Genomic DNA, 12,723 nt, shown 5'->3' on the forward strand with positions numbered 1-12,723 from the left:
GGGCGCCCAGCAGCCGCGTCCCGATCTCCAGATTCTCCCGAACCGTCAGGCGCGGGAACAGTTGCCGCCCCTGCGGGACGAACGCGAGCCCGGCGCGCAGCCTCTTCTGGGCGGGCGCGGCATTGAGATCGTCGTCGTCGACGAGGACGGTTCCGCTCGCGGGTGTACTGCCGAACAGCGCGGACAGCAGGCTCGATTTACCAGCGCCGTTCGGCCCGACCACTGCCGTGACCTCCCCGGACCGCGCCTCGAGCGCTGTCTCCCGGACCGCGACGGCCGTGCCGTAGCGGACGCCGACTCCGCGGGCGGTGATCATCGGGCCTCCTGAGTGGTACCGAAGTACACGGAGCGCCGGCAGGTGCGCGACGCGGGACATTCAGTGGTCCTGGTGGATCACAATGTCGACCTGGTCGCCGAACTCGCCGATTCGGTCGTGCTGCTGGCCGACGGTGCCGTGGCGTTCACCGGCAGCCCGCAGGACTGTATGCGCAGCGCCGAGGATCTCCGGCGCGGCGCCGCCATCGACGAACGCGGCCACCACGGTGTCGGTCACCTCGTCGCGCCGCTGCGACAGATGTTCCCGGTGGTAGCGAATCGACCACCACACACCCTCGCGCAACATCCGCGCGAACTCGACCGGGTCGAGCCCGGCGCGCAGTTCCCCGCAGGTACTGGCCCGGGTCGCGGCGTCGATCCAGAACGTATGCGCCTCCCGGACCGCGTGCGCGATCTCCGCGGGCGCGCCCGGTCCGTGGTAGGTCTTCTCGTTCTGGTAGATCTCGGTCGCGTACGGATGTGCCTCGGCGATCTCGATCGAGGAATAGACGAGGGCGCGCAACTCCTCCCGCATGCCGGTCACGTGCGGAAGTACGGATCGGTAGCGAGCATTCAGGTCGGTCAGGAAATCGTCGAGGATCGCGAACGCGATCGCATCCTTGGAGGGGAAATGATGGTAGAGGCTTCCGGACAACATCCCGACACCCTCGGCGATATCCCGGACGCTGGTTCCCGCTACTCCGCGCTCGACGAAAAGCCCGGCAGCGACGCGTTTGATCTGGTCTCGGCGGCTCACCACCCGCCCATGCTTACCGTCGATGACGACGCCTGTCGAGCGGCCGTGCGCGCGACTACTCGGTCGTTCCGGCCCGCTGCCCGCCGGCCGTGCCTCCGGCCGATGGTCCGTGGTTCAACTGTCCGAAAGCCGGTCGAAGCTCGGCCGTCGGTGTTCGCGGCACCGCGCGTCCTTACGGCTCCGTACAGCCCGGGGCCTGTGGGGTCCCGGCGAAGCGGTCGGCGAGGAAGTTCATGCCGCCGAGTGCTTCACCCGCGCCGGCTCCGATATGTCCGGGGAACAGCGAGCGAGTCGCGGTGAGGGTGGCGCCCGCGGCGCAGTAGGCATCGACAAGGGCGGTGTAGCCGGCGACGGGAATCTTCTCGTCGGAGACGCTGTGGTACAGGTAGAGCGGGGCGTCGGGGGCGGTACCACCGAGTTCGTTGGGGACGGCCGCGGCGCGGAAAGCGGGATGCGTCGGCAAGTTCGGAACCGCGGCGAGGTCGTCGATGTGGGTATCCGGGTACTTCTGGGCCAGATCCGCACCGCAGGCGGACGTATCCGCGGTGTGCAGCGCACTGCGTCCCTGGTCGTTCAGCAGATCGGCCAGCCTGGAATCGGGTTCGTTGCGGGCCAGCCCGAGCAGGATCAGTATCGCCCCAGCCTCACCGTCGGCGCGTTCGGCCATGGACGGGATATCGGTCGGGACGCCGCCGGCGCTGACGCCGGCGAACCCCACGTCGGGTGCGTATTCCTGGCGCAGCTGCGCGGCCCACAGCGTGGCGAAGGCTCCACTCGAATACCCGTAGGCCCCGATCGGGCCGGCGGCATCGAGCCCGGCGGGAGCGAAGGACCGGGCAGCCCGAATTCCGTCCAGGACTCCACGCCCGGAGGCCACCCCGTCGAAGAGCCGCGACTGCGGCCCTTCGTAATCGCTGACCACGACAACCCATCCGCGCCGCAGTGCGTCCGTGATGAACGGCGCATCCTGCGCGACGGCCGCCATATCGGTGTCGTTGCGTCCGCCGCGCAGGGTGTACGACGGCGCGCACCGGGTGTCGAGGCTGTTCTCGGGTACCTGGTAGGACAACATCGGCCGCGGACCGTCCCAGGGCACCGGCGGCACCAGCACCGTCGTGACGTTCATTTGGGGATGCTCGTCCGAATCCGTTGTGCGATAACGCAGTTGATACGCGTTCACCGGTAGTGGCAGGCCGAGCAGGGGAATCGTCCGCGATCCGAGCACCGCTCCGTTCGGATGCGACGCGAGATCGGCCGGTGCGGCATAGAAAGGATCCTCGCCGGGTGGCGGCACTGCGGCTCGCGCGACCGGCATCGACAATGCTGCCGGCAGCGCGACCGCGGCGAGCGCCAGAACTGCAAGCCAGAGTCGGCCGATGCGCCGAAGCGTCACCGGTTGCCGGCGCATGCCGTCGACCGGCAGGCCCGACCCGCGGGTAACCGGACAGGCTGCCCGGCCCCCGTTTTTCCGATATGTCGACAGAGTCTGCTCGGATTCCATCATGCCTTCCGCGTCCGGTCGGCCGACCCGCAAACCCTCCGGGACCGCGCTGACCGGCCATGTCACAGTTGGGCCAAGATCACGATAGCGTAACGACTGACTGCACGTTAGCATAACGATTGCTAGTTCCGTTTCGGCCGATCAGAAACTTACGAAGAAGAGTGCCGGTCGCTCGGACGGAGGTCGGTGACGGCACGGTCACCGAACCCGATGGCGGTATCCTGCCGAACCCGCACCGGCGGCTCGACCGGAGAGGTCGCGGGCAACTGGTGCGGCCATCTGCGTGGCGGAGAAACCTCGCTGGGCGGAGCCGATACCGGTGCGCGGGCGGACCTCGACACGCCGGACAGTTATCCGCCGAACGCTGTCACCGCACGAGACTGCGATCCTTGCACCACGCCGGCTTCGCACAAACAGATTTCAGGGCCCTGACCGCCGTGATCGTAGTGAGTCATGGGTGACCCGGACGCCGCGGCTTCAGCACACCACCCCAGCGCCGGTGCGAGACCCGAGATGTCCGAGCGGCGGAAACAGGATGCGGACACAGATGTCGTGGACAGGAGATCCGATGCCGATTCGATGGATTCGATGGCTTGTACTCGGGGTCATCACGGCGGCCACATTCGCCACAGTGCCCATGGGGTCGGCGAGTGCCGACCCGGTCGATGACATCCCGGGTGGGCTGGAGTCGTTCTACCACCAGCAATTGAACTGGGGGTCGTGTAACGACGCGGCGCTCGACGCTGCGGGGGCGCAGTGCGCGGGTGTTGTCGTGCCCCTCGACTACAACCGGCCGGACGCCCGCACGCTGGCCGTGGCGATCTCGCGCATCCCGGCCACCGACCCGGCCCGCAGACACGGGATCATGCTGTCCAACCCCGGCGGTCCGGGCGGTCCGGGCCTGGGCATGATGGTCGACCTGCGGGAACGGCTCACGCCGGAGGTCCGTGCCCGATACGACCTGATCGGCATGGACCCGCGTGGTATCGGCCGCTCGGATCCGGTGAACTGTGCGCTGCCGCTGCCCACGATGTTGTTCTCGGCCGGTTTCGACGCCTTCGGCTTCGCACGCGACACCGCCCTGGCCGCCGCGCTCGCGGCATCCTGCGTTGCCCCCGATCCCGAGAAGGCCCGCCAGATCACCACCCGCAATACCGCCCGGGACATGGACATCATTCGCAGCGCATTCGGTGAGCGCCGGCTCAACTATTACGGCGGCTCCTACGGCACCTATCTGGGCGCGGTCTACTCGCAGATGTTCCCGCAGCGCACCGACCGGATGGTGTTGGACAGCGCCATGGACCCGGACCGCTACTGGATCGGCACGTACCAGGACATGGGTGCCGTCAACGAGGCCGGGCTCGACGACTGGGCGATCTGGGCGGCCCGCCGCGACGCCGACTACCGCTTTGGTAGCAGCGGGCCACAGGTCCGCGCATTCGTCGAGGACATGATCCGACGCGCCGCCACGCATCCGGTCATCGGCAACGGCTATCTCATCGATGAACACACCGTGCCGATGATGCTGTTGGCGCTGTTGTCGAATCCGCGGAAGAACGCCGACCTCGCCGAGGTCGTGCGGTTCGTGGCCGACGCGGTGTCCGGGCTGCCGGTCGACATGGAGCAGCTGAAAACGAAGATCAGCGGCGGCGTTCCGATGAACGCATCGGGAATGGCCGCGGTCCTGTGCGGTGACCGGGCCGCACCCCGGGATCCGGCCTGGTATCGCCGCAACATCGAAAGCGTCCGGGCGACCCAACCGGTGTTCGGTGCGTTCGCCAACAACATCACCGCGTGCGCGTTCTGGCCGGACCCGATCGAGGAAATTACCGCTGTGCGCAACCCGGCACCGGCGCTGATCCTGCAGGCGACCGGCGATACCCGCACTCCCTACCAGCAAGGCCTCGCCCTACACGAGGACCTGACAGGGTCACGAATGGTCACGTTGGCGGACACCCGCGTGCACGGCGTCCTCCGCGCCGACCTGAGCCGCTGCGTGAACGAGACCGTCAACACCTACTTCCGTGACGGCACGCTCCCCGATGCCGACCTCACCTGCAGGCCCGACCCCGGCTCTCTCCCCGATTAGATGAGTGATTCCAACGGGTGGGGTGGCTTTGGTCGACAGTGAAATATATTGCTGGGCAAGGTATCCATGAATTCAGCGAGTTTTGGGCGAGGGTGCCATAGAACAAGGTTGTGAGCAATGAACTCGGCACCCTCGCCACTGCACTCTATGTCGGCATCGACGACCTGTTGAGGGTTCGCCCGGATCTGAGGCCGTGGCGCCCGGTGATCGGGTTCACCCCTCGCGTGACCGATGCCGAACTGGTTACCTTGTCGGTGATGCAGGCCCTGCTCGGGTTCACCTCCGAGGCCCGATGGCTGCGCTACGCCCATCGCCACCTGCGGCATCTGTTCCGGTAACTGCCGAAACCGCCCGGCTACAACAAACGGTTGCGCAACGCTGCGGGGCTGATCCGGTCGGCGATCGGTGCCCTGGCCCGAGAGGATCTGGTCACAGACTCGGGACTGTCGCAGCGAGGGCCTACTTCGTCAGATGTCCTGGATATCTTCGGGTGACCAGTAGGCCTTCATGGATGTAATGAGTCCCTCATCGTTCACGGTGAAGATGTCCACGACTCGTACCCGTTTCGGGCGGTCCGAGCCGTCGAGCTGTAGCTCGAATTCGAACGGGAGTGCGGCAGCATCGGAATGCGAACCTCGGATCGGGCCGCTCTGGATGACGCGGATTTTCCCGGCGGCGGTCGCATACCGCTGGTGAAGCACGTTCTTATCCGAGAGTGGTTCGGTGCCGACAGGGTCTTCCCAGGTGAACTCGTCGGCGAACAGGTCCACCACCTTCTGCGGCTCGTCACCATCTATCGCCTTCAGATAGGCTTGCGCCGCTGTGACGGCCTTACCGTAGTTCATTGCAGAATCCTTCCGTTCGCCGATATCAAGACCGTACAGGCGCGGGTCCGCCACGCCGGCGCGAAGACCACGCTCGACACCCAGGTTCTGCCTAGAAGTGAGTTGATGAGATGGCACCGCACAGCGGTGTTTTCCGGCGCTGGCAATGGACCGGTGTGGGCAGCGATTGTGACATCGCTGCCATCGCCGGCCGACGCGGTCGGCGGGCAGATGGCTGCCCGTCGATTGCGAACTGCCCTATCGCCTGCGACCACCGGTCCGTGGACGTGGAAACCGCCCGAGGAGGAGAGGTTGGTCGCAGGCGAATCGGCTCCCGTGAGGTCAGTGAGTGGCCAACGCGGTGGACTGGTCGGAGCGCAGGTCCGGTCGCAGGACGAAGTCCGGATCGATCTGTGTGATCACGTCCCGGCCCGCCCAGGCCTCGGCGTTTCGGATATGGAATTGCACCGTGTGGTGGTGGTAGGTGTTCCAGTCCCGATCGACGGTGTCGAGTGCGGTCCGGATCTCGGTGAGGGCCTTGCGGTTGTCCGGTTCGAGGTCGGTGATCGGCCGGATTTCGCCGCGTTCGGCGGCCCGTACGTGTGCGGAACGTCCTATCCAGCACAGCAGGTCGTCTCCGACCTGTTCGCGTAGGAACTCGAGGTCCTGATCGTCGGAAATCTTGTTACCGACCACCGCGATGCGGATGCCGAAATCCTTGGCGTAGTCGACGTATTGGCGGTAGACGCCGACGCTGCGCAATGTCGGTTCGCACACCAGCGCGGTCAGATCGAAACGGGTGAACAGGCCCGACGCGAACGAGTCGGCGCCGGCGGTCATATCGACCACGACGTACTCGCCCGGGAGATCGACCATATGGTTGAGCAGCATTTCGGCGGCGCCGACTTTGGAGTGGTAGCAGGCCACTCCCAGCTCCTCTTCGGAGAACCGGCCGGTCACCATCAGCCGCGCGCCCTCGATTTCCCGTACGCAGGCGGAGTAGATCGGGTTGTCCTCCACCACGCCGAGCAGCCGCGAGCCGGTCCCCGGCGGGGTGGTCTTGAGCATCACCTCGCCGGAGGGGATGCGGGGGTTGCTGCCACGCAGATAGTCCTTGATCAACGGCAGCTGGTCGGCGAGGGTCGGCAGCGACGCCGATTCCTCCTCGGTGGCACCCAGCGCGGTCGCCAGGTGCTGGTTGATGTCGGCATCGATTGCCAGTACCGGCACGGACTGCGCGGCCAGCTGGCGAATGAACAGTGAGGACAGGGTCGTTTTGCCGCTGCCACCCTTTCCGACGAAGGCGATTTTCACCGCCACACTTCCTTCCCGTAGGTAACGAAATTCATGTTCGATAATGTCGCCGGTAATGTATCGGACGCCGCGTCGGGTGTGCACGCCGGGCGGTGCCGAGGGCATTCGGAAGCGCACTCGCAGTGTGGATTTCGCTGCGACCGAAGGGGAGTTCGACCGGACCTCCAGGTTCGGGGTATCACCGCCGAACACACCCGTCGTCGAGGTGAGGATCGTCGTGAGTGCGATGACGGCGTAGAGCCGGCCGGCCTGCTGCTCGCCCGGCCCGGCACTGTCGTCGCTCGGTGTGCCCCGGCCCGGTCCGAGCCGTTGTGAACGGTCCGCTCGGCCGCTGAGGATCGGGTGACAGACCCTCCGCGGCCGCCGTAACCGATTGGGGTATGGGGATTTCCGTGTCCGACCTCAGCGGAGCGGAATCTCCAAGTGGACGGTCTGGAAACCCTGACCGCCGTCCCGTGCGTCATAGACTATGTGGCCGTGCTCGAGCCAGAATTCGAGGGCGCCCGGTGTTCTGGCGTCGGTGTGCAGGTAGAGGCGGTCGAAGTCCGCTGAATCCGTGACGTACTCGATCGCGGCCCGCACCAGGCGGTTGGCGAGTCCGCGCCGTTGGTGTTCGGGCCGGACGTAGACACGGAACAGTTGGGCCGTGCGCGGGTCGGGATAGCGCTCGGTGAGCCACCGCGGGTGGGGTGGGTGGCGCGGGCCCTGCGCCCGGATGGCCGTGGTGGCGACGACGCGGCCCTCGTGTTCGGCGACCCATAGCCGGTTGCGGGGATGGTGCAGGTAAGCGGTCGCCGGGTCGACGACATCCGCGTGGTGTTCGGGTAGATACCCGATGCCGAACACCCGGTAGAAGGTGTCGAGCGTGACGCTGCGGGCCCCCGGAAGATCGTCTTCGCCGGCGAGCCGGATCCGATACCCGGTGGTGAGGGATACGGTCAACGCAGTGCTCCCAATTCTCGGTCGAGTACTTCGATTCCTTCCACGGCGACCGGGCCCGGCCCGGTGTAGCCGAAGGGCACGACGATCATGCGGTTGTCCCGGATGGCCGGCAGGCGGGCGAGTTCGGGCCGGTCGCGCAAGGCCTGCCGAACGGAATCAGGGGTCTGGTCGCCCTGGGTGAGCAGGACGATGAGGTCCGGGTCGCGGTCGATCAGAGCTTCGGTGTTGATTTCGGAGTAGCGGGTCGCGTGGTCGCCGAAGACGTTGTCCAGTCCGAGCATGTGCATCTGGTGGGATACGGTGCTGGTGCTGCCGTAGGCGCTGACCTTGTTTCCGTCCCGGGAGATGATCAGCGCGGCGGCCCGTAGCGGCGTGCGGGTGGCGTTGCGGTCGGCCACGGTGTCGACGCGCTGACGCAACGAGGTGACCTCCGCGTTCGCCGCCGCGCCGGTTCCGAAGAGTTTTCCGTAGAGTTCGATATCGGCGAAGATATCGTCGAAGCTACCCGCCGCGTCGCGGCAGTAGCCGCGGGTGACCAGCAGTGGGATGTTCACCTGAGCGAGGTCGTCGGCGGAGACGGCGGCGCCTTCGAAGCTTACGACGACATCAGGGCTCCGATCGATGATCTCCTCGCGGGCGATCTCACCGGTGCGGGAGGTGGTCTCGATACCGGTCAGCTCGTCGGCGTATTCGCCGGGAAACGGCGCGGATTCGAAAGTCCGGGTGACAATGCGGTCGGCAGCTCCGGCGGCGGCGATCAACGGGGCGGCGACGGAGCCGACGGTGACGACACGTTGCGGAGGGGCCGTGAAGGTGACCTCGCGTCCGCAGCTGGAGACGGTCATCGGGAAGCCCTCCGCGGCGGGACCGGTAGCGGCCGTCGGGCTGCCACACCCGGTCAGGAGCGCGGCGGCGAGCACTGCGACCCCGGGTAAGGCGCGGCGCGCGCCGCTGCGTAGTCGAGTGGACATCGTGTGTATTTCCTTTCGGGAGAGGGGATCAGTGCGGCGATTGCCGGAATCGGCGTACCAATACGAGGAGAAGCGGGGCGCCGACCACCGCGGTGACGATGCCCAGTGGTAGCTCACGGGGTGCGAAGGCGAGCCGGGCCACCACATCGGCCACCACCAGGAACAGTGCGCCGAGCAGGGCGGACAGGGGCAGCAGACGCCGGTGCCCGGCCCCGACACACAACCGGGCGACGTGCGGGACGATCAGACCCACGAATCCGATCGCCCCCGCGACGGCGACCATGCCGCCGATGGCCAGGGCCACGATGCCGAGGGTGATCATGCGCAGCCGCCCGGGGGACAGGCCGAGCGCGCGCGCGGTGTCGTCACCGGCGGCGAGCATGTCCAACCGAGTGGAGAGCAGGACGAGTGCGAGGATCGCGGCAACGGTCACGGCTGTGGTGGTGGCGACCGAGGACCAGGCTGCCGAGCCAAGTGAGCCCAGTAGCCAGAACAGCACGGTCCGGGCGCCCTCCTGATCGTCGGAGGCGAAGATCAGGAAACTGGTGGCGGCGGAGAAGAGGTAGCCGATGGTGACCCCGCCGAGCAGCAGCCGCAGCGAGGTCATCTGCCCGTTGAGGTGGGCGATCGCGAACAGCAGTGCGGTGGCCAGCACGGCGCCGGTGAACGCGCTGGCGGCGAGCGCCCCGGCGGCCACGGAACCGCCGAACAGCAGGGATACCGCCGCGCCGGTGGAGGCGCCGGAGGTGACGCCGAGGATATGCGGATCGGCCAGGACATTGCGGACCAGGGTCTGCAATACCGCCCCCGCCACTGCGAGAGCGGCGCCGACCAGCGCGCCGAGCAATACCCGGGGGACGCGTACCAGCCATACGATCGAATCCTGCGCTGTGCTCCAGTCCGCGGTCGCGGGCATACCCACGGTGTGATGGCCGATTATGCGCGCCACCGTGAGTGGCGGGACCGATACCGGGCCGAGCCCGGTGGCGATCAGCAGTACCAGCACCAGTGCGATACCGAAGCCGCCCAGCCACCACAGCATTCGGGCACGGTCACGCGCATGGCCGAGGTCGTCGACGGTTTTTTCGTCCGGCAGCGTAGCCGTCATCCGCCGACCTCCTGTGCCCGTGCCCCGTTCCGCCCGGTGGGGTCTCCGGTGCCTTGGCGATCACGCGGGCCGAAGAGCAGCTGGGTTCCGCCGAACGCGGTGCAGCGGTGTACGCGCACCCCGTATACGGGTTCGATGATCTCCGGTGTCAGCACCTGGTCGACCGGCCCCGCGGCGACCACCCGGCCACGGCGCAGCAGAACGAGTGCGTCGCAGTAGCGTGCCGCCAGGTTGAGATCGTGCAACACCACCAGGGTGGTAGCGGTCAATTCACGGACCAGCCCGAGCAACTCGTGCTGGTAACCGATATCCAGGTGGTTGGTGGGCTCGTCCAGCAGCAGGTGATCGGCCTGCTGGGCGAGTGCGCGCGCGATCAGGACCCGTTGACGCTCCCCGCCGGACAATTGGGCGACGGGACGGTCGGCCAGGTGCCGGGCGCCGACCCGCTCGAGGGCCGCCGCCGCCGCGATCCGGTCCGCGCGGGAATAGCCGCGCAGCGAATGAGCCCACGGCGCCCGGCCCAGGAGGACGGTGTCGGTGACCGTGGCCGGTGTCTCCGGCGGCGCTTCCTGGGCCACCACCGCGAGGCGGGCCGCGAGAGCTCGGCCCCGCAGCGTCTCGACCGGGATATCGTCGATGCCGACCACACCGGAATGTGGGCGCAGGGCTCGGTAGATCGTCCGAAGCAGAGTCGATTTGCCCGATCCGTTCGGGCCGATGAGCCCGACGGTGCTGCCCTGTTCCACGACCAGATCGATATCGTCGAGGACGGGATCGCCCGCGTATGAGAATCCGATACCGGCGGCGCTGATCATTGCCGGACCGCCTTCGTTGTCGGGAAGGTCATTGTGCGGTTCCGCCTTTCCTGGTGCGGGCTTGCGCGGGCAGTGGTACCCCGGCGGCCAGCAGTCCGCGCTCGCGCAACACGAGGACGCCGATCGCCGAGGCCATGCCGATCGATCCGCAGCACACGGCCGGTGGCCAGGCGAACGGGCCGCCGTACCGGTCGACCAGTGCGCCCAGACCGGATGTGGTGGCTACTGTGAATACTCCCGAGGCCAGATAGAAAGCACCGAAATAGGTTCCGGTGAGCGCGTCGCCGGCGAAGCGCGGAACGGCCTCGTTGACGAAGGGCTGGACCATCGCCACCCCGATCGCGAGGACGACGGCACCGGCCAGTACCGGTAGGAGGCGGATCGTCACCGTGAGCGGGCCGGGCCCCGGCGGCACCGACCAGAGCACCGCCAGCGGAGGAAGCAGGAATGCGGCACCCAGCAGCGCCATCCCGGCCGCCATGGCGGGCCCGCGGTCGGGCCGGCGGCTCAGCACGCGGGTGATCGGCATCTGGCAGGCCAGTACCGCGGCTGTCTCCACGAGGAATAGCGCGGCGACCGCCTTCGGTCCGGCGAGTTGCTGCACTTGCAGGGTGAAGAGAAAGTAGATCTGGCTCTGCAACGCGAACATTCCCATGAGAGCCGCGGCGAACCACCAGAAGACCCGATCGGTGAACAGCCGGCCCAGATCCGCGATGAGAGTAGTCCGCGCGGCCGGCCCGGGGCGCGCGGGCAGCAATGCCAGCTGGGCGACGGTCAGTATCGCGAACACCGCCGCTGCGGCGACCGCGGTGAGCCGGAAACCCATGTTCATCAGGAGCATGCCGACCAGTGGTCCGACCGCCGAGCCGGTATTTCCCACTACGGTGAACAGGGCGAAGGCCTGCGCCGACCGATCACCGCTGTCCCGCGCGATATATGCCCGAACGGCAGGATTGAACAGTGCCCCGGCGAATCCGGTGAGCACGGAGCCGAGCAATACCACCGGCAGTGAACCGCCGACCGCGAACAAGGCGAATCCGGCGGCCCGAATCGCCGCGCCCACGATGATGACACGGCGGGCGCCGAGCCGGTCCGCGGCGGCGCCGCCGACCAGAAACAACCCCTGTTGGCTGAGGTTGCGGACGCCGAGTACCACCCCGGCCACGGCTGCCGAAAGCGCGAGGTCGCCGAGCAGATAGTCGGCCAGGAAAGGAATCAGCATGTAGAAGCCGATATTTCCGAGCAGATGGTTGCCCAGTAACAGGCGTACGGACAGTGGGAAGGTTCCGAAGGAACCGAGCGCGCTCACCGAGCGCGCTCGTGCGGCGCCGGAACAATTACGGGGGACCGGGAACTGGATCCGCGGCCGGCAACGGTTCTCGCGAACGCGAACCGGGCGGGCGAACAAGCGAACTCAGTCACGGCACCCGGTACCGCTCCAGCCGGAAGGATTCCTCATCACGCACCCTCTCATCGAGGGATAATGATAACCGTTTCCAATTCGTTGCGGTAGGTGAGGCGCTATCTCCCCTGTGCGGCGGGCAAGTGTTCGTTGCGTGCCGATGAGCGCGGACGATGGCCGAGAGCGCCGACACCGTCCAGGCGATCATCGCGGCAGCATCCGCGACGGCCGGCGCGCATTCGAGGGTCGCGGCAGATGCTGCGTCACCAGTCATGCGGCCGCAGAATGTCTCAGCTCGAATTTTGGCGGAAATGTGACATATAAAAGACGTCGTCAACTGTCCACAGCCGCGCGTGCCGAAGTGAAACCGCTCCTGTGGGTATCCGGTTGGTGCGAGATTTCAGTATCAGCGGACGGGTCGTCGCGGAACGCATTGCTGTAAAACGAGTTTGGGTGCGCGACGCAAAGCATGGGCCCTAACCTGCTGCTTTGGGGGAACTGGTGCCGCTGGTCCACCGTCCCGGCCGGATGCCGGTGCGACGTGGGGTGGCCGATCGCACCGGCCGCTCGCTTGCGGCCGACCCGTCACACCAATACTGTTCCGACACAAGAGATGTCCAATAGAGGACAATCTCTCGGATTTGTCGCTGTTGTCTTCATTGGAGTTTCCGGCATTGACCAAGTC

General features: G+C 67.0%; 11 protein-coding genes and 1 pseudogene. 2 read left to right on the plus strand and 10 right to left on the minus strand.

What is annotated here, in order from left to right; all coding sequences use genetic code 11:
* Window positions 1–37: 37 nt before the first annotated feature.
* The 3 genes and pseudogenes from AB0H42_RS01860 to AB0H42_RS01870 form a co-directional block, all read right to left on the minus strand.
* Window positions 38–376: pseudogene (locus AB0H42_RS01860) on the minus strand (ATP-binding cassette domain-containing protein); the annotation flags it as partial.
* Complete coding sequence (locus tag AB0H42_RS01865; protein WP_357048269.1) at window positions 377–1,075, minus strand: TetR/AcrR family transcriptional regulator; 699 nt, start codon at window positions 1,073–1,075, stop codon at window positions 377–379. It lies immediately after the preceding pseudogene.
* A gap of 169 nt (window positions 1,076–1,244) precedes the next feature.
* A complete protein-coding gene (locus AB0H42_RS01870) occupies window positions 1,245–2,198 on the minus strand; it encodes a lipase family protein (protein WP_357048272.1) in 954 nt (317 codons plus the stop codon).
* Window positions 2,199–3,141: 943 nt separating this feature from the next.
* Between AB0H42_RS01870 and AB0H42_RS01875 the strand changes: the two genes are divergently transcribed.
* Together AB0H42_RS01875 and AB0H42_RS01880 are read left to right on the plus strand one after the other, a co-directional pair.
* Window positions 3,142–4,662, plus strand: a complete 1,521-nt coding sequence (locus tag AB0H42_RS01875; protein ID WP_357048275.1) for an alpha/beta hydrolase — start codon at window positions 3,142–3,144, stop codon at window positions 4,660–4,662.
* A gap of 110 nt (window positions 4,663–4,772) precedes the next feature.
* Entirely contained in the window at window positions 4,773–5,000 is a 228-nt protein-coding gene (locus AB0H42_RS01880) for a hypothetical protein (protein WP_357048277.1), read from the plus strand.
* A gap of 129 nt (window positions 5,001–5,129) precedes the next feature.
* Here the strand turns inward: AB0H42_RS01880 and AB0H42_RS01885 are convergent, their stop codons facing one another.
* From AB0H42_RS01885 to AB0H42_RS01915, 7 genes are all read right to left on the minus strand, one after another.
* Window positions 5,130–5,624, minus strand: coding sequence for a nuclear transport factor 2 family protein (locus tag AB0H42_RS01885; RefSeq protein ID WP_357048280.1), 495 nt, complete (start codon window positions 5,622–5,624; stop codon window positions 5,130–5,132).
* 204 nt (window positions 5,625–5,828) lie between these two features.
* Complete coding sequence (locus tag AB0H42_RS01890) at window positions 5,829–6,806, minus strand: ATP-binding protein (RefSeq protein ID WP_357048283.1); 978 nt, start codon at window positions 6,804–6,806, stop codon at window positions 5,829–5,831.
* Window positions 6,807–7,202: 396 nt separating this feature from the next.
* The gene (locus AB0H42_RS01895) at window positions 7,203–7,742 is read right to left on the minus strand and encodes a GNAT family N-acetyltransferase (protein ID WP_357048286.1); all 540 of its coding nucleotides are present in this window, start codon (window positions 7,740–7,742) and stop codon (window positions 7,203–7,205) included.
* Complete coding sequence (locus AB0H42_RS01900; protein WP_357048289.1) at window positions 7,739–8,713, minus strand: ABC transporter substrate-binding protein; 975 nt, start codon at window positions 8,711–8,713, stop codon at window positions 7,739–7,741. Before AB0H42_RS01900 ends, AB0H42_RS01895 begins: the two co-directional genes overlap by 4 nt.
* A gap of 28 nt (window positions 8,714–8,741) precedes the next feature.
* Window positions 8,742–9,821 carry an iron ABC transporter permease gene (locus AB0H42_RS01905; RefSeq protein WP_357048292.1) on the minus strand — a complete coding sequence of 360 codons (1,080 nt, stop codon included), beginning with the start codon at window positions 9,819–9,821 and terminating at the stop codon, window positions 8,742–8,744.
* Window positions 9,818–10,636: an ABC transporter ATP-binding protein gene (locus AB0H42_RS01910; RefSeq protein WP_357048295.1), complete on the minus strand. Its 819-nt coding sequence runs from the start codon at window positions 10,634–10,636 to the stop codon at window positions 9,818–9,820. Before AB0H42_RS01910 ends, AB0H42_RS01905 begins: the two co-directional genes overlap by 4 nt.
* A gap of 28 nt (window positions 10,637–10,664) precedes the next feature.
* Window positions 10,665–11,945, minus strand: coding sequence for an MFS transporter (locus AB0H42_RS01915; protein ID WP_357048297.1), 1,281 nt, complete (start codon window positions 11,943–11,945; stop codon window positions 10,665–10,667).
* Between the last annotated feature and the right edge of the window lie 778 nt (window positions 11,946–12,723).

Source organism: Nocardia sp. NPDC050799, assembly GCF_040654015.1.
Lineage (GTDB): Bacteria > Actinomycetota > Actinomycetes > Mycobacteriales > Mycobacteriaceae > Nocardia.

Coding starts and splice junctions, on each gene's coding strand:
- AB0H42_RS01910 (WP_357048295.1), bottom strand. CDS start 10,636: ATGATCAGCGCCGCCGGTATCGGATTCTCATACGCGGGCGATCCCGTC.
- AB0H42_RS01900 (WP_357048289.1), bottom strand. CDS start 8,713: ATGTCCACTCGACTACGCAGCGGCGCGCGCCGCGCCTTACCCGGGGTC.
- AB0H42_RS01875 (WP_357048275.1), top strand. CDS start 3,142: ATGCCGATTCGATGGATTCGATGGCTTGTACTCGGGGTCATCACGGCG.
- AB0H42_RS01870 (WP_357048272.1), bottom strand. CDS start 2,198: ATGAACGTCACGACGGTGCTGGTGCCGCCGGTGCCCTGGGACGGTCCG.
- AB0H42_RS01905 (WP_357048292.1), bottom strand. CDS start 9,821: ATGACGGCTACGCTGCCGGACGAAAAAACCGTCGACGACCTCGGCCAT.